The organism is Woronichinia naegeliana WA131 (assembly GCA_025370055.1).
In the GTDB taxonomy this organism is placed as follows: Bacteria; Cyanobacteriota; Cyanobacteriia; order Cyanobacteriales; family Microcystaceae; genus Woronichinia; species Woronichinia naegeliana.
In genome coordinates this window covers 3,209,519-3,230,835 of sequence record CP073041.1, presented here as the reverse complement: position 1 = coordinate 3,230,835, position 21,317 = coordinate 3,209,519, and the positions used below count along the sequence as shown (strand labels likewise).

The window sequence follows — 21,317 nt, the reverse complement described above, 5'->3', positions numbered from 1 at the left end:
CTGAAAAAAAGGTTAGTATATAAAAAAGTGAGCAAAAAACAAATGGCAAGACAACATCCTCGGAGAAAAGGAAACCCAGACTTACGTCGTAAGACAAATCAGCCAGGGGTAGAAATCCCTGAAATAACAAAAGAGTTGTTTGAATTACTAGAACCCACAATGTTTACACCATTAAAATATTTACAGGGAACTCATGAGAAAATGATGAGAGATAGGGTGCTAAATTTACCAGTAATGGTGGCATTAGTGTTAAGTATAGTGTATCGTCAAATAGCGGGTATAAGTGAAGCGGTAAGACTGTTAGAGGAAGAGGGATTGCTATGGGTAGCATCATTAAAAGTAAGCAAACAGGCAGTATCAAAAAGAATGATGAATGTGCCAGCCGAAATATTTGCAATATTACTAAAAGGAGTGTTAGAAAAAGCAGCCGAAAAAGGGAAGAAGCTCCAAGTAGGAGAAAAATGGGAAAAAATAAGAGAAAAGTTTAGTGCAGTGTGGATAGCAGATGGCTCAACGCTAGAGCAGATAAGGAAAAATATGAAAATAAGTAAAGAAGAAAAGAGTAAATTGGGGGGTAAAATAATGATGGTAGTGGAAGCCTTTACCCAAAGACCCGTTACTTTATGGTACACAGAAAATGATAAATCAAATGATAAAATATGGTGTGAAGAATTGGCAGCTAAATTACCAGAAAATGGTTTAATTCTCGTAGATATGGGATTTTTTAGCTTTGTGTGGTTTGATTTGTTAACAGAAGCTAAAAAGTTTTTTCTAACCAGATTTAGAGCGGGTACATCTTACAAAACCAAACAAGTATTGTCTCAAGGTAGTCATTACAGAGATGAGATTATCATTATGGGAAATTACCGTTCTAATCCTTGCAAGCATCCGGTGAGATTAGTCTCAGTATTATGGGGAACAATCTGGTATCAGTATTTAACAAATGTGTTGTCTCCCGAACAACTGTCCGCCGAAGAGGTCTGTGATTTATATCGAAGACGATGGACAATCGAAGAAGCCTTTTTATTAACGAAAAGACTTTTAGGACTAGCCTATTTATGGGTAGGGAATAAGAATGGTGTCCAAATCCAGATTATTTGCACTTTGATTTTCTATACGGTCTTAAATCAATTGGTAGGGGAAGTGGCGATTGCTCTAAATCAACCGAAAGAAAAAATCTCAGTAGAGATGGTGTTTCGGAGTCTATACTATGTAGCGAAGGCTATTGCTAGAGGAGAAAAGCCTGATACAGTAACCTATCTGGCTGAACGTGCTAAGTTATTTGGTTTGGTCAAAGCTGAGAGAAAGCGACATCGAGAAAAGGCCGCTCTCAATCAACAAATTTGGGAACCCATTCCTTTAAGTTGACACGGATGATTGTCAGTGCGATCGCCGGTGGCTTTTTGGCCCAGGCGGTGGGGCGGGAATTGATTAAATTCATACCAGGATTTGGATCGGTGGTAGCGGTTTCCTGGGCGGCGGCCTATACCTGGGCCTTAGGGGAAGGAGCCTCAGTCTATTTTGGGGATTTAATGGGGGGCAAAAAACCCGATCCCAAAAAGATTCAAACGGTGATGAAAGAAGCGTTTCAGGTTGCCCAGCAGCGTTTTAAATCAAATCATTAAAAATCATTAAGGGACAATTGCCAAGTTATCAACGTTTTGTGGAATGTATGCCTTCTACCTTACTACCCTTATGTATCTATCTCAAGCATTGTTTTGGACAATGTACGGGCAGCAGTATTTTCATCAAATAAATTTCCTAAGTTTTCTTCCGTTAAATGGTCTCTGACTCGATCAAATAGCCCTATAGAATAGACATTATCATCATGGCGAGAACGGTATCTAATGCCATCTACTGCCTGGGGATGTTTCCAAGAGGAAAAGGAGGCAAACTCATTACGCCGCGATATGACTTCCGTAGCATTTAGCCGCCCGAACTACTTGATCAATCTCCCCTTCCTTAAGTTTTTCCAGTGGGATTGCCCCATCTAAGCGAATATCACCCGTGAGCAGGAAGATCACCTGTGTCCAGGCTCCATCTTCTTTTAGGGCTGCCAATACTTTGTCTAAACCTGACGAAACTTTGCCCTCAATAAATTGCCAAGCGGGATAAACCAGTTCTTCGTTGACGGATAAACCTAAAACCTGATGATTGCGTCTCATGGTTTCTAATTCAGGGGGACTACAGGTTAAAACACGGCAAGCTTCAATGTTGCTTAAGGCTCCCCCTTGCTTGGATAAAAAGCTTGTCTTTGCTTTTTCACCTCTTTTAATGGCAGTTTCTAAGGGAGAAACTAAACTTAGAGGAGATTGTTTTTTGTGGATGAATTTTAACATTTCAGGTTAACCAGAAGTCTAATTTTTACAACCAACAATTGTTGTCCTTATTGTAAATGAGACTCCGCAATACAGCAAAGGTTTGTAACTAAAAATTAGGGAGAAAAGTCTGATTTAGATTCTCTCCCTAACGTCTCGATTTAGCTGGTCGGCATTTTGCTGAAAGATTCAAAGGTTTTGTCGATCGCCTCTAGTAACCCCCAAGAGTGGGAATAATAGACACCTGCTTCGACTTCGGCTTGGCGATCGCTGTGTGCATTAACCCAATCACCTGCTGGCCGTCGGTGATGATAGTCATGTACTGGGCTGTCGCCTGTTAAGATCAGAAGTCCACGGGTAAATGATAGAAAAACAGTCGCAACCACCAACAGAGGAGCAGAAATTTCAACAACTATCTATTCTTTACAATAGACACCGATACCTGCTCTAAAAATTACTAGAGCAATCCAAGCATAAATCAGAGGATTAAGCGGTATTGCAATTGTTCCAGTAATAGTAGCAGTAATTAAGGCTGTAGTAATTGCATTACTAACAGAAAATACGTCATTAGTAATGCCGACTAATGCAGGGCAAACAAGTTGTTTTATGGCAGATTTATTGAGATATTCTTGTGCTTCCTCTTGAGCATTATCAAACCCACCAGCATAAGCAATTCCTTGATCTTCGGGCAAGCTTTCAAAGTATAAAATAGTACTAATCATGCTTTTAACCTGCTCTTGATACTTGGCAATGTCGATTTGATTTTCCTGAGACATAATCGCTGACTCTTTATATTTATAAGGAAGGAAGACGGATATTGAGTATATCAAACACTCGGTCAATTGGCAAAGCAAAGGTCAAAGGCGGCCCATTACCATTTTTACTAGATCGTCTTACTCCGCCTAACAAGAGAGCAATAGCATAACCTTCGCTATCGTAAATGAGAGAGCCACTATCTCCTGAACGACTAAATGGTTCTTCTTCTTCTCCTTCAATAAGGATCATCTCCGAGAATCTATAGCTACAGGTTTGGCCTTCGTTATTTAAATTTAATCCATAATGAATTGCTCTATCTTCTTGAATCGTATTAATGCGGCCCTGAGTTAATCCTGTGACTCTACCAAATTTAAAGACAGGATAATTTGCCAGTCCTAATTCACCAAAAACTTGTATTAAATAGTCTTGATCCCGAATTCCCTGCAAATAGCGATCATTGTGAATTCTGTTAATTTCTTCTCTACTTCTTTGATTATCACAAAGTCGAGCAATCCCTGCATCAACAATTGGTGGGTTATGATTTTCGTTATCAAATCTGTGGTTATGACCATGAATAGCTTCCATCAATCGTTCATCAAAACCTGCTAAAGTTGCAATCAAATGATTGTCTGGATTACCACCATCGCGCCATGCGGGTAATAAAATATTATCCCCTATATTTCCCCTATTTCCAGTAATATCGCAAAGAATATGAGCGTTGCTGAGTATCATTAGCGAGGGATCATTTTGTTTTTGTACAAAGCATCCCAGTGTTCCTGGTTGCGATGTTGCTTCAGACCGCGAAATTGAAGCCCCCATGCTTAGAGAATGTTGAGAACAGCGATTGGTAGAATCAGCATAGGCATAAGCAAGACCAGTAATTTCTATATCAATGTCTTCTTTTCCTAGTGATTTTTTGATGTAATGTCTTTGATTCTCATCAATTACATGAATGACAACTTCTAACTCATTTTTGTCGTAATTTAGTTTCAGTCCAATCCCTGGAAAAATATCGTGAGAAGAATTATGGGCCACTACAAACCCACTAGCTATGATATCGCTAATGTATTTTTTCTTTTCCTTAGCTTCCTTGAGATTCATCATACAAATCTTAGTCTTGTCTTTTTTATGACTAGCGATTGTGATAGTTTCCTCATGAGTGGTTGTAATAGCTCGTTGAGATGTAATTTTACATCAATGTAAGGTTCACAACAGAAATTGGATCAAATCTGCTTTTTAATTAAGCGCAAGAACCTCATCTTTAGTAGGCGAAAGCAATTCCCGTTACTTCATATTCAATGGCAAAGCCTTGTACTTGATTGATTTTTTTTCGTTCAGGGATGGGTTCAGGCAAGTGTACTCTCAATGTAGGATGTCCGCTAGTAAGTGCTAACCCTATCCCTGCGTCATCCATATTAACGCCTAAATCCCTTAGCCGCTCATAAGTCTCTTTCTTGGCGGCTTGTATGGCATCTCGATTTAAACTCAATTCGTTGGCGGCTCTCATAAGCTCTTCTCTGAATTTATGTCTATTAATATTATTATGGTGTAAACCAACAATTGTTGCTTGCTAAATAATGTTAAACGACGCTTACCGATAATGTCAACTAATGTCAACCTCAAAACAGGGCAAACGCATCTTATCCGAGTAAAACCTTAAGGAGATAGTCCTCGTCCCAACCAGCGCGTAGCCGTTTATTCTTGATACCAAGTTTCAGAGTATTTTCCTTTGTGAGCAAGTTAAGAGCGATATGGCGTAAGACGGCTAAATTCTCAGGAGCAAAATCCTTACGAATGCGACAAGCATCCTCGTTGAAGGCCAAGTCTAGAACCCAATGTAAAGAGTTTTCTATCAACCAATGACTACGAACAGATTGGGATAATTTTTGAGCATTACTCGGCAGGCTACTGATATAGTAGCGGGTCTCATACTCTGTTTTGTCTTTCAATCGTCTCTCCGCTTTAATCATACAGATGCTCGTCAACTTTGCCCATTTCTCCCCACCCAGCAAAAATTCTGTTTGTTCCATCGTCCAGCAACGGCGAATTTCAATCCGTCCATGTCCCTTGTCTATTGTTTGATGAAAATCATGCTTAATTCCCGCAAAATTAACCGATTGAGCATGAGCAAATAATTGTTCAACATCCTCACATAGATTACCTTGATTGCCTTTCAATGCCAAAACATAATCTCCCCCTCGCCCTACTATCTGTTGGGCAATCTTTGTCTGAGTTCCCATGGCATCAATCGTTACGATACAACCTTTGACCTCTAGCATTTTCAGGAGTTTGGGTATCGCCGTGATTTCATTCGATTTGCTTTCCACCTTGCACTGTCCTAGTACTAGACGATTTGCTGTTGCCCATGCACTTACCATCTGAATTGCGCCCTTTCCGTTGGCATTATCATAGGAGTGGCGAAGGGTTTTGCCGTCAATCGCTATCACTTCCCCTTCACTTACCTCCGCTATACTTTTGACCCAATGCAGAAAACAGTCTTGAAATTGCTCTGGATTCAGACTAGCAAATACACGCGCAAACGTATCGTGGGAGGGGATGCCATTTGGCAATTCCAAAATTTTTTTTAGCCATTGATGTTTAGCCTTGCCGAAACTTTCCATGGCTACCCAACCTTCTGCTCCACAAATGACGGCTAAGATGGCAATCGTTAGAATATCAATGAGTTTATGCCGTTTTGTTCGTTCGATGCGAGGGTCATCTATTTCGGCAAAGTGTTCTACCAGTCTATATTTGGGTCGGAGTTTCATCGCTTTTGTTTTCTATGCACTTTCCCTTATTTTCCCTTATCCATCCCTCTATAATGTTCTTGTATCTGTATCATTTTTAGATGCGTTCGCCCTGAACCTCAAAAACTTTAAGGAGAATGAAACCAACAACTGTTGCATAATCCAAAATCTCGTAGGGGTTTGGTTTCCAAATCCAGAAACTGCAAGGCTTGGCGACCAAGCCCCTACATAGAATGATAAGGACTCAATACAAAAAAACATTAGGGAGAGAAGCCATTTCTAACTTTCTCCCTAACGTCTCGATTTAGCTGGTCGGCATTTCACCGAACGACTCGAATGTTTTGTTGATGGCTTCCAATAAACCCCAGGAGTGGGAATAGGAAACGCCTGCTTCTACTTCGGACTGGCGATCTAGATGGGCGTTAACCCAATCCCCTGCTGGCCGTCGGTGATGATAGTCGTGGACGGGGCTATCGCCTGTTAGGATCAGAAGTCGTACAGGTAGATGATAGAAAAGCAGTCGTAGCCACCAACGGGTTTCTCCCCAAAATTTAACCCAAACGGGATCAAAGTCACTGAAAGTGGTTGGTTCTTCGCAACAGAAAATTGTACTGATAATCCTAATTATTATTAATCACTAATAAGAGCATAATCGTAATGCTCTAAAATTTTGCCTAATAATGAGGAATGGCTGTCAAATAAATTTCCTAAATTTCCTTCTTTTAAATGGCTTTTCACTCGATCAAATAGTCCGATAGAATAGACATTATCATCATGGCGAGAACGGTATCTAACGCCATCTACTGCCTGGGGATGTTCCCAAATTGCTTGCCCCCAAGTCCTGCAATACTCATAATCGCCTGAAGAAATTCGGGCATCTATTCCCATTCTGACAAGACCTGGCCCTGTTGCATCGGCTAAAACTAAAGGGCGATCGCTCTTAATCTCAAAAAGATTTCTATTTCTTAGGGCTGTAACCGTTACTGCGCCATCAAATGTTCTGCCAAAACATTCAATAAAGGCACTGTACTGATCACCGACATAGAGAAGTCCATAGCTTTGATCAGGGCCATCAAAACGCCCGTTACCACTGCGGTCAAAATGAATACTAGAAGTGTACCCTGCCCTATTTAATCTTAGCCAGGGGCCTTGAGTAGTAAAGCAGGGCAATTCACGTTGATTAAAATTGTCAGGAGGGAGAGGAAAAGGAGGCAAACTCATTACGCCGCGCTATGACTCCCGTAGCATTTAGCCGCCCAAACCACTTGATCGATTTCCCCTTCCTTAAGTTTTTCTAGTGGGGTTGCCCCATCTAAACGAATATCACCCGTGAGCAGGAAGATTACCTGTGTCCAAGCTCCATCTTCTTTTAGAGCTGCTAATACTTTGTCTAAACCTGACAAAACTTTGCCCTCGATAAACTGCCAAGCGGGATAAACCAGTTCTTCGTTGACGGATAAACCTAAAACCTGATGATTGCGTCTCATGGTTTCTAATTCCAGAAGGCTACACCCTAAAATACTGCAAGCCTCAATGTTGTTTAAGGCTCCCCCTTGCTTGGATAAGAATCGCTTTTTCGCCTCTTCGCCTCGTTTAATGGCCGCTTCCAAAGGAGAGGTCTGACTTGAAACTTTGGGTTTCAAGAGTGGCGGACTTTCTTTTGTGAGTATCATTAGTTAAAACCTCGACTATAATAAGAAAGCAGTCCAAGAGACCCCAGTGTATTGGCATATCTCACTGGATTATTGATCAAATTACTTACCGCTACTCACCATATAGCGTTTTTTCATAAAAAAACTCAACCAACAATTATTACCATGTTTGACCAACAATTGTTGGTGTTTGTGTAAGTTCTAGGTGAGGGCAAACAAATTTAAATTCATTTTAGGATATGCTAATTAACTCAAAAATACAGCAATGAAAGATGTTTTCATCAATCTCTCCGATGTCCAAAAGCAAGCGCGCAAATGTGGTTTGGATACATCCATGCTAGAAGCTTTGTTGCAAGCGATAGAGCAAAATCTTATTCAACGATCGCTATCTAATAAATATAAGGCGATGTTTTATTTGGCTGCCACAGGACTTTATTCAGCAGAAGAACTGGCTCAAATATTCAAGCATAGTAGCAAGAATATGAATGCCGATTTTAATAAAAATCTGGGGGTGTATCTTAAGCTTTACCTTGAATTAGATGAAGATGAGCGTGTGGGAATTACTTCTCTAAGAAGGATTCTCTTCAGAAAAGGCTATTTTGTGGACATCAATGATGAGCACTCAGTGAGAGTTTTGCCAACACGCCATACTGAAAATTCTGAATTAGAGTTGCCTGTTGCTATCAGACACAATTAGTATGGATTAAAAAACTACCAAGTAAGGAGATTGATTTGAAAATGAAAACCACAAAGTTATTGTGTAATGAACAGGATAATGATCGCCGCGCTTCCATAATTAGAAAATTGGGCGATTGTCCCGAACCTGAAGTGATTAAAACACTTTGGAATTTGAGAAATAACCTAGACAGTGAAGATGATCCTTTTGTTCAATATGAGATCAAACTGAGTCTCCATAAAGTCATTTCTCACCCTGATATAAATATTGATTTTTTTCTGGCAAATTTAGAAGTACTCCAATCAAAAGATAACACTTCTCAAGCCCCGAAAGTCTTAATTGATGCTGATCTGATTGAAGAGTTTTTATTACGAAATCAAACGACTCTTAACCGAGAAGCTACTAGGGTTATGGGACTTGTTTTAGAGGGGAAAATTAATCCTTACATAGGTGAAATGGGATTAATCAAAATCTGGCATAATATTAAAAGCCTGAAATCTCAAGAGTATGCCAATCGTTTAATTATTGAACTTCTCAATAACATTAAGGTTGGTCAAATTGACTTGAAAGAGATTGATCTGGAAAAATATCCTAATGTCAATTTAAAGACAGCGATCCAAGTAGAGATTGCCATCAAATACGAGCTTGCAGGTATTATTACAATCAGGAATCGGGAATTTATTGCAAGTGGCTATCCTTTTGTTGGTTCACCTTCCTTATTTTTAGAGTCTTTAGGGAATGATAAATCTCCCGTATCTATCGAAAAAACACTCAAGAATCTTGGTAAAATTTCTATTGAAAATGAAAAAGCTAAATTCAATCTGCTTTTAGAAAGTAAGCCTCAACAAAACTTATACTTTGAAGATCATCTTCCTCTTTTTAAAGGCTGGAAAATTGAAAACTTTGAAGTTCTTTGTTCTAATAACAGTCTAACTTCAGCTACGGTTATTTTATTCAATGAGACGAGCAAAAAACGTTACACTGAATCGGCCTTTAAAAAAGGTTCAGTGGATGCCATTTTTACCGCCTTTGATGAAGCTCTTTCTCACTTAGTCGAGATTCAACATATCCTTAAATCTATCTATGTAGTCAATTTACGACCAGGTAAAGAAGGGGCCGTCACCGTTAAGGCTGTTGTCGAATGTGGTGACAAAAAAATTATTACTATTTACACCCATAAAAACATTCTAAAAGCCTATCTATTTGCCTACGTTAAAGCCGTTATTGCTATTTACTCTCCTGATGAATCTATTTCAGACGCTAATAGCGCAAAGGAACTTATGTGTTTATACAAGATAGGAGAACGAGATTTTCATTGCTTAAATTTCAGCCAGGTCAATTTAATGGATACCGAAGCAAATCTCTCGGATTCAAAGTTGATGGGATGTAACTTCAGTAATGCCAATCTTTCAGGCGTTAACTTGACTAATGCTGATTTGAAAGGAGCCGATTTAAGCAAGGCTAATTTGAGTCATGCGGATTTAACAGGAGCCAATTTAAGTCAGGCTAATTTGAGTCATGCGGACTTAACAGGGGCTAATTTGACTAATGTTAAATTAGATGAAAATAACCTAACGCTCTTTGACGGTGCAATCCTCACTAATACGATTATGCCTGAAATTAAAATCGAAATTAATGGCGAATCCCGTTTAGAAAAAGTTGCCCAATTGCTAGAACAAATTGATCCCCGTCAATATCAAATATTAGCTATTCACCCCATGACTGACCACATCTGGTGGCATACTCCTTCTGGTCAGAAATTCCTTGAAATTAACAAGCAACTGCTCAAAAAAGGTGTCTCTATTAAACGGGTATTTATTCTCCCTAAAATTCCTGATCAAAATCATTTACAAATGATTCAGGAACAGCTTCACTCTGGTATAGAGGTTGCTTGTATTTGTGACAGTAAGGCTAAAGACATTGAAGGCTATAGTTGGCACAATACTAATCTGATGATTTGCGAAGACTTATCTGTTCAAAGAAATTTCTTTACAACAAGGAGAATTATGGATGGTCAAACGGAAACAGGTTACATTTCTTATAAAACAGAAAATATCAAAATTGACAAAAGCCGATTTGAGACTCTCTGGGAAAAATCGGAAAAACTTCACGCTTAATGTGGTAGGAACCCTTCTCGCTTAAATTCTCGATCATACAGGTTCCCAATTAGACGGCGATCGCTTTTTTACTTAACGGTAAGGGGCGATCGCTTTTTTGCTTAATGGTAAGAGGCGATCGCTTTTTTACTTAACGGTAAGGCGGCGATCGCCGTTTTTTAATCCGTATTAATTGAGCTTGTACACAATAAAAATATAGACAAGAGGAAATGGAGAGCAGCAAAATGATAAACTAGTGCTACGAATAGTCTTGAACAACAAGGGTAGATAGTCATGTCAAATCGACGCATTATTGATCTGCTTCGCCGAGGTCAACTAGATGAAACCGTGACCATTCAGGGCTGGGTCCGCACCAAACGAGAATTAAAAGATTTTAGTTTTGTCGAAGTGAATGATGGTTCATTCTTGGCCAATCTCCAGGTGATTCTAGCTCCCACGTTACCAGACTATAAAACCCAATTAACGCGCTTAAATACGGGGGCTTCCCTGATCGTGTCGGGAGTACTCGTTGCTTCCCCAGGCAAAGGACAACAATTAGAACTCAGGGCTGAAACCCTGATCGTGTTAGGAGAAGCTGACCCCGAAACCTATCCCCTCCAGAAAAAACGCCATAGTTTTGAGTTTTTACGCACGATTGGCCACCTGCGATCGCGGACAAATACCCTAGGGGCCGTGATGCGAGTCAGAAATGCCTGTGCGACAGCGATCCATCAATTTTTTCAGGAACGAGGCTTTTTATGGGTACATACTCCCATTATTACCGCCAGCGATTGTGAAGGGGCGGGAGAATTATTTACCGTCAGTAGTTTTGATTTTAATAAACTGCCCTTAAAAGCCGATAAAAGCGTTGATTTTGAACAGGACTTTTTTGGGAAACAGGCCTATTTAACCGTGAGCGGTCAATTGGAAGCCGAAGTTATGGCCCTCGCTTTTCAAAATGTCTATACCTTTGGCCCCACCTTCCGTGCCGAAAATTCTAATACTTCCCGTCATTTGGCCGAATTTTGGATGGTAGAACCAGAAATGGCCTTTTGTGATCTCGAAGGGGATCAGAATTTAGCAGAAGAATTTCTCAAGTATCTTTTTAAATTTGTCCTCGAAGCCTGTCCAGAAGATATGGCCTTTTTCAATGAACGCATCGATAACAGCGTCTTAGCCACTGCTGAAAATATTATTAACAATGAATTTGCTCGCATTACCTATACCGAAGCGATCGCCCTGCTCGAAAAATGCGATCGACAATTTCAATATCCAGTTGCCTGGGGAGTAGATTTACAGTCTGAACATGAACGTTATTTAGCCGAAGAAGTTTTCAAAAAACCGATGATTGTCACCAATTATCCCACCCAAATTAAAGCCTTTTATATGCGCCTAAACGAGGATGCGAAAACCGTCGCGGCGATGGATATTTTAGTGCCTAAAATTGGGGAAATTATTGGCGGCTCTCAACGTGAAGAACGGCTAGATATACTCATTCAACGAATTGAAGCTCAAGGCATGAATCCAGAGGATTTGTGGTGGTATCTCGATCTGCGCCGTTATGGTTCCGTTCCCCATGCTGGTTTTGGTCTAGGCTTTGAACGGGTGGTACAATTTATGACCGGAATGGCTAATATTCGCGATGTGATTCCCTTTCCCCGAACCCCGCTTAGTGCTGAATTTTAAGTTATTAATGCTTTTACTTTTCAATGAGGTTGATTTGATATGCGCTTCCTAATGTTTTTAATTCTGAGTACTAGTTTGTTGTTGCTGGCTGGCTGTGGGACAAAACCGCCAGAAGAGAATGCGACCAAACCGACAATGACTGAATCTGCGGCTCAAACGACCATTGATCGAGCAAAATCCGCCAATGAAAAAGCCAATCAGACTGCCCAAACTGCTCTCGATAAGGCTCAAACCGCTCTCAATAAGGCTCAAACAGCGACAGAACAAGCCACTAACAAAGCTCAATCGGCTCTAGAGCAAGCCCAAACTGCGACAGAACAGGCAACCAATACGGCTCAATCAAAAATGAATGAGATGAAGGCAAATGCTGAGAAAGCCAAACAATCTGCTGCCAATGCAGTCCAAGGAGCTATAGCCCTTAAAGATGGTGTTCAAGGGATGTCTTCAGGTGTGACCAGTACTTTAGCTGCTGTACAGGCGGGAGATTTGAGCACGGCTCAACAGGAATTTATGAAACTTCAGGAAAGTTGGACAGGTCTAGAAGGTACGGTTAAAACTAAGTCGGTAAAGGCCTACGAAGAGATTAATGGCCACATGACCACTCTCGGAACTTTATTCAAAAGTGGTAAACCTGATGCCAATGCGGCTCAATTAACGTCTGAACTACAAGCGTTAGGAAAATCCTTAACAACTGTCCTAACTCAAAAATAATGGATTCTAAAGTTTCTTGAAATTGGAGGAGGGAATTAGGGATATTATTACTCAACCAAGCGAAGAGTTAAAATTAAGATCTAAATTTCCTTAGCTTGCCCTGGGTTCCTTACTCTGAGTTGACATTTAATAGCAGTAATCTCAAAGAATCTCTATGCGATTAGCGACCAAAATTGAAGCGATTCTCTACCTGAAAGGACAATCTCTGACGATCGCCGAATTGTCGGAATCAACAGGATGCGATCGCGCTGAAGTGGAAGAGGCTTTGATTGAGTTAATGGAAGATTACGCCCATCGGGATAGTGCCTTGGAAGTGATCGAAAGCGAAAAGGGCTATAGTTTACAATTGCGAGTTGCGTTTCAAAAACTGATTCAAGATTTTATTCCCGCCGAGTTAGGGACTGGTAGCCTGCGTACCCTAGCAGCGATCGCGCTTAAATCCCCCATACTACAAACCGACCTGATTAACCTACGCGGTAGCAGTGCCTATCAACAAGTGCAGGAACTGGTCGAACTGGGCTTTGTGCGTAAACGACGGCAAGTGGATGGTCGTTCTTCCTGGTTAGAAATTACCGACAAATTTCATCAATATTTTGAGATAGACAAACTTCCTCCCCCCATCGCTTAAAATCGTTACAATTTTTAGCACTAGCCGCTATAGTGGAGGGTAAGCAGGAGCGATGTCCATTCTAGCTAGGGAGTTGTAATGGAATTTAATTTTGATTTTTTTGCCTCAGAAACCGAAGAACCACAGACCAATACCTTAATTCAGTATCTCCAACAACAACATCCAGAAACTTTAGCTTGGGTTGCCCAGTCGGCCAGTTCTGAGATCAAAGATATTATTAATCAGAATGTCCAAGGATTAGTAGGGATGCTGCCCTCAGAAGACTTTCACGTTCAAATTACAACGGATCGCGACGACTTAGCGAATCTTTTGGCCTCTGCCATGATGACCGGTTATTTTCTCGGTCAAATGGAACAGCGGAAAAATTTAGATAATACATTGTCTCTTTCAGAATCCTTAAAAGCGAAGAAAAAAAACAAAGAACACTAGGCGCATCACGACCTCAATAACGCTCCTAATGTTTAAACACGAACCCTCATTAAATCGTCTTTTCTGTTGGTAGCGATCGCCTTAATTTGGACTAAAAGGTAATCACCTAGCAAGATTAGAGGTTATCTCCAATTTTCGTTTCTCGGAGCAGTTCCACTAACCCCACCGTTCCCACAAAAAACGTGTAAATGCCATAACCCAACGGTGATCGCTGTCTAGAAGGCGCGTAAATGGCGGCGATAATCGCTTCAATACCATGACTGATCAGCGCAAATCGTCCAACCCCAAAAAAGAAAGTCAATCCTGGGAGTGACGAATGATGAACCAGTACGACATACAAGTTCCAGCCTTCTAGACTTAAAGCTCCTGTAATAAGAAGCGGCGAAAGCACTTTAATCAAACGGCTAAAATTTTTTTCAAAATTGATCATCATTAATAGTTGGCACTGGTATCGTCTAGCTAGAAGCTAGAAACGTTGCAATACGGGAGGTTCAAGAAATCAGGCGAATTTGGAGTAAGTCCTCCCAAGTTAACCCTTTTTCAATTATACCGAGAGCTACAGCAGGAACTTCTCTAGTAGTAAAATGGCTGCGAACAAAGTTATGAACCATCCAGAAAATATCTAGGACTCGCTGTAATCCCACAACAGATTTAGCATAAGTATTTGTACGACGACGAAAGGCGGCTAAATAGCGTCGGATAGCACTATTAAATGCCTCAACGTGGTTGGCATGGACGTCCTTTTCTTCTGGTTTTTCTGTTGTCTCTGGATGTTCTGGTTTCGGAGTTTCTACTTTCTTTAGTTTACCCTCAGAATCTCGACGTTTACTACTCTTATTTTTTAGTCTTACTACAAAACCCTTCGGTAATACTTTGGTGGGACGACCTCGCTTTCCAGTCCTTAATACTTCGTGACAAATATTAAATAGCAGTTGACTATATCGCTTTTCTCCATCTGTAAATAACTGGAGAGATTCTGCACTCCTTTCAAATAATTCCGCTACCGTCATCATTGCTTCTAGAAATAATTTCTGCTCTTTTCGACCACATTTTAAATGCCAAATAAAGCGGCTTGCCCTGTCCATGAGCACGATTGTCCATCCCTCAGAGGCACTTGCTTCTTTATTTTTTCCAACTTTTGTGTATAGTTCATCCCCTTCTATTACTAATTTAACAAATTCATTCACTAAGGCGTATAAAAATAATGTCTCTTGTAATCCTGATAATTTCTTTTCCCAATTCAATATTGTTGTTTTCGCGTAGCCAAATACTCGGGCTGCTGCATTTAATCCTATTCCTTCTATTCTGGCTTTTAATACTTTTACAATTTCACTTAATGGGGTTTCTAAGCCAGCGATTACGCTACCATAAGTCTCAGCAAAACAAGAACTACATTCTTGACAAATGAACATTTTACGTTCCCCGTTACCTTTCGTTTGATAATAAGAATGTATTTTTACGTTTTCACTATAGCAATGAGGACAGTTTTTCTTGAATAAGGCATCCTCTTTCTCTTGGCACAAGCCAACATCATTCAGGATTTTCATAGAGCTTTTCTTTAATATTGACATTGTTTTCTGTTTCCTTCTTCTTTGATATAATGACAATAATAATAGTATAATAAAAACGGGCCGATGTCTAGTCTTAAACTATTTTTCTATTTTCTCAAAGCCTTACGCCATAACTTTTTCCAACTTTGATCAGACGATACCAGTTCCTAATAGTTTATTCTCTCCCCATTTAAAAAGATTAATGGCTAGTCAAAGCTCTTGTATAATACACCATCGCGGTGAAGTTGGGTTTAAACTTGTTGTCATCCATCGATGGAGCTGACTTTTCCCGTTAAGTGCGGATTGCAAGCTGCCAGCCTTGGCAAAGGTCATGCAACTTCAACCAACCGCGCCAAAGGACTTGGATACCGAGAGGAGTTTTACGACGATGTTCAAGATAACCACCAAGAAAAGCAACAGACTCGACAGCCCAAGCAACAGTCAAAATAGGGGGAAGTTTTTGAGAGGCGGCTGCTTTTAACACCTGAAGTTGAAGCTGACTTTTCCCGTTAAGTCCAAAATCCAGCAATGCAAACTTCTAGAGGCTTTATCTGGCAAGGGTTTGAGAAATGATTCTCTTGACAGGAAAAAAAATATTCTGAAGCCATCATCCCGCTTATCGTTCAAATTTCAAAAACAAAGGATGAAGGGAGTATGAGACTGTAAAATGGAGAAAATCTTAAAGGGCAGGTCAAAAAATGTTGGAATGGTGGACAAAAAACTTTGCCAGTTGTGAATTGGGAGACGAGAGGCTAAACAATCGTGCCTTCTCGATTGGGAAAAAGTTAAGTGAGGGGTTTGGAAAAGCCTTATCAGAAGTGTTTAAGGGAGGAAACGAGTTAAAGAGGGCCTATGAATTTTTGGGAATCCGAAAACAGACTTTGTCAAGATAATAGAGCCGCACTGTGAAATGACAACTGCCGCCGTAGAAGAATATAAGATAATGCTATCAGTCGGAGATACGACCTTCTTAGATTATCGCAATATCAAGGAAAAAAGGGAAGGGTATGGGCCGACTGGAAAAGGAGGGAATGGATTAATACTGCATAGTGCTTTAGCAATTGAGCCAGAAAAAGGACAAGTATTAGGTTTATTATGGCAAAAACTGTGGAATAGGGAGGTAAAAGAAAAGCCCCCAACAGATGAAACGGCGAAGCAGAAAAAAGAAAGACAGAAAGAACAAAGAAAAGCAGCTCGTCAAAGACCATTTGAGGAAAAAGAATCCTACAAATGGGTAGAGGCTCTAAACACCTGTGAGAAACAGGTAGAAAGTTCAACGAGGGTAATTCATGTATTTGACAGAGAAGGAGATGTTTCAGAAGTCTTTGACTCAGTGCGTCAACTCAAGCATACAGGAGTGCTGGTCAGAGCGTCTCATAATCGTAGTTTAGACAGAAATAGTGAACGACTTTGGCAACATTTGGAATCAGAACCGATTCGTTTTCATCAAGAAATCGAGATTCCGAGTACAGGAAAAAGAAAAGCACGGAAGGTTAAGCTTGCCGTCCGATTTTGCTCAGTTAATCTACGAACTCCCTATCGTTTTGATAATCGTGACCCGTTGAATGTCGGTAGTGTCCTAAATCTGTGGAATGAGTAATAATAAACAAATTTAAATCTCAGAAATGGTGTGCCATGCTATTTAATACGATTGTTTGTCCAAGTTGCCAAAGTATAGATATTGTTAAACACGGAGTATCGGGAGAAGACAAAGACCGGTATAAATGTCGTAATCTCGAATGTAAGCGTCGTACATTTATCTTGAATTATACTTACCAAGGTCATTTGCCAGAAGTCAAAGAAAAGATTATAGATATGGCAATGAATGGTAGCGGAATAAGAGATACAGCCCGTGTGTTGAAGATTAGTCCGTCAACGGTGATTAATGAACTAAAAAAAAAGGAGTCAGATTTGGTATTTGTGAACGAGAAGAAGCTAGCAGAACTGGAACCAAGTCAGACGATAGTCAAGCTATGCCAATGGGAAGACCAGTCAGCCGAACTAGATGAAATGTGGAGTTTTGTGAATAGTAAAAAAGAGGAAAGATGGTTATGGCATGCTATTGATCACGACACGGGTGAAATATTAGCTTATGTATTATCGGGTCATAAAGACGAAGCATTTCTAAGACTAAAAGAGTTATTAGAACCCTTTGGTATTACTCAATATTATACAGATGGATGGGGAGCATACGAACGACATATTGAGCCAGCCTTACATTTGGTTGGTAAGTGTAATACCCAAAAAATCGAACGAAAGCACCTGACATTAAGGACTCGAATAAAACGATTAGCTAGAAAAACGATTTGTTTCTCTAAATCTATTGTGATGCACGATATTGTCCTTGGATTATTTATCAATCGCTTTGAATTTGGGTGTCTCATTTAGACTCGTTTCCACAGATTCAGAACACCACCCTTTTTTCCTTGATATTGCGATAATCTAAGAAGGTCGTATCTCCGACTGATAGCATTATCTTATATTCTTCTACGGCGGCAGTTGTCATTTCACAGTGCGGCTCTATTATCTTGACAAAGTCTGTTTTCGGATTCCCAAAAATTCATAGGCCCTCTTTAACTCGTTTCCTCCCTTAAACACTTCTGATAAGGCTTTTCCAAACCCCTCACTTAACTTTTTCCCAATCGAGAAGGCACGATTGTTTAGCCTCTCGTCTCCCAATTCACAACTGGCAAAGTTTTTTGTCCACCATTCCAACATTTTTTGACCTGCCCTTTAAGATTTTCTCCATTTTACAGTCTCATACTCCCTTCATCCTTTGTTTTTGAAATTTGAACGATAAGCGGGATGATGGCTTCAGAATATTTTTTTTCCTGTCAAGAGAATCATTTCTCAAACCCTTGCCAGATAAAGCCTCTAGAAGTTTGCATTGCTGGATTTTGGACTTAACGGGAAAAGTCAGATCGATGGAGGGTGTGAAACTATCGGTTATAATATGTTTTAAGCTTATAGCAATAAACATTTAGTTCACGATTATTTATGGCTTCCACCTACTCCTTTGATATTGTTAGTGAATTTGACCGTCAAGAATTAGTTAATGCGATTGATCAAACAACCCGTGAAATTAATAGCCGCTATGATTTAAAAGATACGAAGACCACCCTAGAACTCAGTGATGATCAGATCACGGTCAATACGGCTAGTGATATGACCTTAACGGCTGTTCAAGATATCCTCCAAGCGAAGGCAGCCAAGCGGAATTTATCACTGAAGATTTTTGACTATGGACAGGTGGAGTCCGTCAGTGGCAATCGGGTTCAGCAAAAAATTTCCCTCAAAAAAGGAATTAGTCAGGAGATCGCCAAACAAATTAGTAAGCAAATTCGGGATGATTTCAAAAAAGTTCAGCCTTCTATCCAAGGCGATGTTCTACGAGTTAGTGCCAAAGATAAGGATGATTTACAAAAGGTCATTCAATTTTTAAAACAAGCGGATTATCCGATCGCCCTTCAATTTACCAACTATCGTTAACGGGTCTGATTTTCAAATAAATAGACATCATCTTGCTGATAACGAAGCTTAAACGCTTGATTCTGTTGAAGGTTTTTGACGAGATTATTAACCGTTGCCTCAGAATTATCCCAGCCAGGATGACGGGTATTGAGCAAAATATAGGTAAAAACCTTGGGAGCAATGGGTTCAGCATCCTTAATCGCTAACTGTAAATTGACCCGTTGACTGAGATGGGGCGCGATTTGGGGAGAGGTGAGTAAACTATCCGAGGTTTTCACTAAACTAACGGCGGTTCGCATTGCTGCTAAATTATCCCAATTTTCCCAATATTTACCGAAAAAATAACCATATTTACCAAGGGCCAAAAAGGTAATTAATGACCAGACAATAATTAATTTAGGCTGACGAAAACGATGGGGATAGTGAACCAGGGTGGTGATAGCCATGAGGATTAAAAATGGGAGGATCGGCAAAGCATATTGATGGGTAAGATCCTTTTGGGGTTGATAATCCGTTAATAAATTCAACCATAGGGCTGGAAGGGCTGGAATTAGACTGCTTAGACCTTTTAACGATAAACCCCAGAGCACAGGGACAAAGAGTAAAATCAAATAACCTAAATTCTCGCCGGTGAAAAGATGACTCAGTAAAACCTGGGGTTTTAGAAAGAGATTTTGAGCAATTTCTGACACCGAATTGCCTAAAAATTGATAACGAGAAACGGCTGCTGCTTCTCCACCACTAAAAGCCGGAATAATGCCTTTGGTGGCAATGATAAACCAACTGATTCCAGTCAATAGGGCGATCGCACCATAGCTACGTTTTCGATCAATTAAAAATAACCAAAATCCCAAGCCAATCACGGTTAGAGAAAGAACGGCCTTCGTACTCAGCGTAATTATTAAGGAGATCGCAAATCCCCAAGACTTTCCGGCTCTCGCTGTCCAAATCATCCATAATAGGGACGGTAGGGCAAAAACTTCTGGATGAAAGTCAAAAATACTGAGATTAAAAACAAGAGGATAGAGTAAATAGGCCCAGACCATTGCCTGGGATTCAGACTCTTTTAAACCTGCTTGTTGAGCCAATTGATAGGTGGGCCAAGCTCCCAAGGCTAAGGCGATCGCCTGTAAAAATAAGAGCCAATAAACCGAGGGAAATATCTTATAGAAAAGAGCTAGGGGATAAACAATCAGAGAAGCATGATCCCCCAAAATATGAAAACCACGAAAGGAAATGATCGGTGTTTGCCCTTGACTAATCAAATAAATAGCCTGATCAAACCAACCAAGATCTAAGGCATTGGATTGAAAAAGTAAATGGCGGATTGTGGCCGCCAGAAAAAAAATCAGCGTAGCTCCAACAATTTTCCAAACAATTGATAGAGGAGGCAAGTAAGCTATTTTTGCCATGTTTAGGTACTTTTAATGGCAGTTGTTAAGGCCATAACCACTGTTTCTATTTGTTCCTGAGTAATACCCGGAAAAAGGGGTAAAGAAAGAATCTGCTGACAAAGATTTTCGGAATAGGGAAAATCCCCTAATTGATAACCCAGAAATCGGCAACTGGGCTGAAGGTGACAGGGCAAGGGGTAGTGAATCCCCGTTTCAATGCCCTTTTCCGCTAACTGCGTCTGGATTCGCTGACGTTGTTCTGGCCCCTGTTCTTCCAAAACTATCACGTAAAGATGATAAACATGGCCCGCGCCACTGAGATTAGTTAAGGGTCTAACCTTCGGGACAAAAGCCAATAATTGATCATAGTATTGAGCGGCTTGGTAGCGGAGTTGATTCCACTGAGCTAAGTATTCTAACTTTAAATCTAGAATCGTAGCTTGCATACTATCGAGACGACTATTGGTTCCCATTTCAGTGTGATAGTATTTGCTTTCGGCTCCGTAGTTCCGTAAACGGCCTACTCGCTTGGCCAAGTCTGCATCATCAGTGAGTACCATGCCACCATTGCCCATCGCCCCCAAATTTTTACTGGGATAAAAACTAAAGGCTGCTGCTTTTCCCAGAGAGCCAGCTATTTTTCCCTGGTGTTGGGCGAGATGGGCTTGGGCCGCATCTTCAAAAATCAGCAAATTATTTGCCTGGGCCAAACTCTGAAGGGCTTGGGGATTAACCATTTGTCCATAAAGATGAACGGGAAGAATGGCACGAGTGTTGGGGGTGATTGTCTGGGCGGCTTTTTCTAGATCCATCAATCCGGTTTCCCCATCGCAATCCACTAACAGGGGTTTAAAACCCGCCTGTAGGATGCCTAAAATCGTGGCGATAAAGGTATTGGTTGGGACTAGGATTTCATCTCCCTGTTCCAAACCGCAGGCTTGCAAACCTAGAGCGATCGCTGCTGTTCCTGATGCCACACCGATGCCATATTGAACACCAGACTTTTCGGCAAAATGAGCTTCAAAATCTCGTACGGCTTGACCGAGAATAAAATCTCCGCGCTCCATGACCTGAGTAATGCGGTCAATAAAAGTTTCTTGCAGCGATCGATGTTGCCAGGTCAAATCAACAAAGGGAATAGTCATCGGGTTAAGCGTTAAAAGTTCAAAATATTGGCATTATAAGGCGAAAGATTAAACTTGA

Annotated in this window: 25 protein-coding genes and 2 pseudogenes; 13 read left to right on the top strand and 14 right to left on the bottom strand. The window is 40.5% G+C overall.

Annotated features, from left to right (window positions below):
- Nucleotides 1–42 precede the first annotated feature (42 nt).
- From KA717_16340 to KA717_16330, 3 genes and pseudogenes are all read left to right on the top strand, one after another.
- Nucleotides 43–1,368 (top strand): IS4 family transposase, encoded by a 1,326-nt coding sequence (locus tag KA717_16340; protein ID UXE64685.1) that lies wholly within the window; start codon nucleotides 43–45, stop codon nucleotides 1,366–1,368.
- On the top strand, nucleotides 1,365–1,625 hold the full coding sequence (locus KA717_16335) for a hypothetical protein (protein ID UXE63970.1): 261 nt from the start codon (nucleotides 1,365–1,367) through the stop codon (nucleotides 1,623–1,625). The genes KA717_16340 and KA717_16335 overlap by 4 nt, the downstream gene beginning before the upstream one ends.
- Before the next feature lie 17 nt (nucleotides 1,626–1,642).
- Nucleotides 1,643–1,741, top strand: a pseudogene (locus KA717_16330) (IS982 family transposase).
- 157 nt (nucleotides 1,742–1,898) lie between these two features.
- On the opposite strand, the gene KA717_16325 reads toward KA717_16330, so the two are convergent.
- The 8 genes from KA717_16325 to KA717_16290 form a co-directional block, all read right to left on the bottom strand.
- Nucleotides 1,899–2,339, bottom strand: a complete 441-nt coding sequence (locus tag KA717_16325) for a hypothetical protein (protein ID UXE63969.1) — start codon at nucleotides 2,337–2,339, stop codon at nucleotides 1,899–1,901.
- A 140-nt stretch (nucleotides 2,340–2,479) separates the two neighbouring features.
- On the bottom strand, nucleotides 2,480–2,707 hold the full coding sequence (locus KA717_16320; GenBank protein ID UXE63968.1) for a hypothetical protein: 228 nt from the start codon (nucleotides 2,705–2,707) through the stop codon (nucleotides 2,480–2,482).
- A gap of 27 nt (nucleotides 2,708–2,734) precedes the next feature.
- Nucleotides 2,735–3,094: a hypothetical protein gene (locus KA717_16315; protein ID UXE63967.1), complete on the bottom strand. Its 360-nt coding sequence runs from the start codon at nucleotides 3,092–3,094 to the stop codon at nucleotides 2,735–2,737.
- A 19-nt stretch (nucleotides 3,095–3,113) separates the two neighbouring features.
- Nucleotides 3,114–4,178 carry a hypothetical protein gene (locus KA717_16310; protein UXE63966.1) on the bottom strand — a complete coding sequence of 355 codons (1,065 nt, stop codon included), beginning with the start codon at nucleotides 4,176–4,178 and terminating at the stop codon, nucleotides 3,114–3,116.
- A 157-nt stretch (nucleotides 4,179–4,335) separates the two neighbouring features.
- Nucleotides 4,336–4,581 (bottom strand): hypothetical protein, encoded by a 246-nt coding sequence (locus tag KA717_16305; GenBank protein ID UXE63965.1) that lies wholly within the window; start codon nucleotides 4,579–4,581, stop codon nucleotides 4,336–4,338.
- A 133-nt stretch (nucleotides 4,582–4,714) separates the two neighbouring features.
- Entirely contained in the window at nucleotides 4,715–5,842 is a 1,128-nt protein-coding gene (locus KA717_16300; protein UXE63964.1) for an ISAs1 family transposase, read from the bottom strand.
- A gap of 609 nt (nucleotides 5,843–6,451) precedes the next feature.
- On the bottom strand, nucleotides 6,452–7,042 hold the full coding sequence (locus tag KA717_16295; protein ID UXE63963.1) for an RES family NAD+ phosphorylase: 591 nt from the start codon (nucleotides 7,040–7,042) through the stop codon (nucleotides 6,452–6,454).
- The gene (locus tag KA717_16290) at nucleotides 7,042–7,464 is read right to left on the bottom strand and encodes a hypothetical protein (protein UXE63962.1); all 423 of its coding nucleotides are present in this window, start codon (nucleotides 7,462–7,464) and stop codon (nucleotides 7,042–7,044) included. Before KA717_16290 ends, KA717_16295 begins: the two co-directional genes overlap by 1 nt.
- A gap of 274 nt (nucleotides 7,465–7,738) precedes the next feature.
- Between KA717_16290 and KA717_16285 the strand changes: the two genes are divergently transcribed.
- From KA717_16285 to KA717_16260, 6 genes are all read left to right on the top strand, one after another.
- On the top strand, nucleotides 7,739–8,170 hold the full coding sequence (locus KA717_16285) for a hypothetical protein (GenBank protein ID UXE63961.1): 432 nt from the start codon (nucleotides 7,739–7,741) through the stop codon (nucleotides 8,168–8,170).
- Nucleotides 8,171–8,211: 41 nt separating this feature from the next.
- Nucleotides 8,212–10,266 (top strand): pentapeptide repeat-containing protein, encoded by a 2,055-nt coding sequence (locus KA717_16280; protein ID UXE63960.1) that lies wholly within the window; start codon nucleotides 8,212–8,214, stop codon nucleotides 10,264–10,266.
- Between the two features lie 273 nt (nucleotides 10,267–10,539).
- Entirely contained in the window at nucleotides 10,540–11,931 is a 1,392-nt protein-coding gene (gene asnS / locus KA717_16275) for an asparagine--tRNA ligase (GenBank protein UXE63959.1), read from the top strand.
- Between the two features lie 51 nt (nucleotides 11,932–11,982).
- Nucleotides 11,983–12,642, top strand: coding sequence for a hypothetical protein (locus KA717_16270; GenBank protein ID UXE63958.1), 660 nt, complete (start codon nucleotides 11,983–11,985; stop codon nucleotides 12,640–12,642).
- Nucleotides 12,643–12,796: 154 nt separating this feature from the next.
- On the top strand, nucleotides 12,797–13,270 hold the full coding sequence (gene scpB, locus KA717_16265; protein UXE63957.1) for an SMC-Scp complex subunit ScpB: 474 nt from the start codon (nucleotides 12,797–12,799) through the stop codon (nucleotides 13,268–13,270).
- A gap of 78 nt (nucleotides 13,271–13,348) precedes the next feature.
- On the top strand, nucleotides 13,349–13,699 hold the full coding sequence (locus KA717_16260; protein ID UXE63956.1) for a DUF760 domain-containing protein: 351 nt from the start codon (nucleotides 13,349–13,351) through the stop codon (nucleotides 13,697–13,699).
- 115 nt (nucleotides 13,700–13,814) lie between these two features.
- Here the strand turns inward: KA717_16260 and KA717_16255 are convergent, their stop codons facing one another.
- The 3 genes and pseudogenes from KA717_16255 to KA717_16245 form a co-directional block, all read right to left on the bottom strand.
- Nucleotides 13,815–14,132: a hypothetical protein gene (locus KA717_16255; protein ID UXE63955.1), complete on the bottom strand. Its 318-nt coding sequence runs from the start codon at nucleotides 14,130–14,132 to the stop codon at nucleotides 13,815–13,817.
- 58 nt (nucleotides 14,133–14,190) lie between these two features.
- Nucleotides 14,191–15,270 (bottom strand): IS1 family transposase, encoded by a 1,080-nt coding sequence (locus tag KA717_16250; protein ID UXE63954.1) that lies wholly within the window; start codon nucleotides 15,268–15,270, stop codon nucleotides 14,191–14,193.
- Nucleotides 15,271–15,541: 271 nt separating this feature from the next.
- A pseudogene (locus KA717_16245) lies at nucleotides 15,542–15,751 on the bottom strand (IS4 family transposase).
- A 196-nt stretch (nucleotides 15,752–15,947) separates the two neighbouring features.
- On the opposite strand from KA717_16245, the gene KA717_16240 reads away from it, so the two are divergent.
- From KA717_16240 to KA717_16230, 3 genes are read left to right on the top strand one after another with little or no spacing between them, the layout of a single operon-like run.
- On the top strand, nucleotides 15,948–16,142 hold the full coding sequence (locus KA717_16240; GenBank protein UXE63953.1) for a transposase: 195 nt from the start codon (nucleotides 15,948–15,950) through the stop codon (nucleotides 16,140–16,142).
- A 17-nt stretch (nucleotides 16,143–16,159) separates the two neighbouring features.
- Nucleotides 16,160–16,849, top strand: a complete 690-nt coding sequence (locus KA717_16235; protein ID UXE63952.1) for a hypothetical protein — start codon at nucleotides 16,160–16,162, stop codon at nucleotides 16,847–16,849.
- A gap of 35 nt (nucleotides 16,850–16,884) precedes the next feature.
- Entirely contained in the window at nucleotides 16,885–17,637 is a 753-nt protein-coding gene (locus KA717_16230) for an IS1 family transposase (protein ID UXE63951.1), read from the top strand.
- A 135-nt stretch (nucleotides 17,638–17,772) separates the two neighbouring features.
- Here KA717_16230 and KA717_16225 read toward each other — a convergent pair whose 3' ends face one another.
- Entirely contained in the window at nucleotides 17,773–17,967 is a 195-nt protein-coding gene (locus KA717_16225) for a transposase (protein ID UXE63950.1), read from the bottom strand.
- A 279-nt stretch (nucleotides 17,968–18,246) separates the two neighbouring features.
- Here KA717_16225 and KA717_16220 point away from each other — a divergent pair, with 279 nt between their 5' ends.
- Nucleotides 18,247–18,738, top strand: coding sequence for a YajQ family cyclic di-GMP-binding protein (locus KA717_16220; GenBank protein ID UXE63949.1), 492 nt, complete (start codon nucleotides 18,247–18,249; stop codon nucleotides 18,736–18,738).
- Here KA717_16220 and KA717_16215 read toward each other — a convergent pair.
- Together KA717_16215 and KA717_16210 are read right to left on the bottom strand one after the other, a co-directional pair.
- On the bottom strand, nucleotides 18,735–20,132 hold the full coding sequence (locus KA717_16215; protein UXE63948.1) for a DUF2079 domain-containing protein: 1,398 nt from the start codon (nucleotides 20,130–20,132) through the stop codon (nucleotides 18,735–18,737). The two genes, KA717_16220 and KA717_16215, sit on opposite strands and share 4 nt — an antisense overlap.
- Before the next feature lie 2 nt (nucleotides 20,133–20,134).
- The gene (locus tag KA717_16210; protein ID UXE63947.1) at nucleotides 20,135–21,259 is read right to left on the bottom strand and encodes a DegT/DnrJ/EryC1/StrS family aminotransferase; all 1,125 of its coding nucleotides are present in this window, start codon (nucleotides 21,257–21,259) and stop codon (nucleotides 20,135–20,137) included.
- Nucleotides 21,260–21,317: the final 58 nt, after the last annotated feature.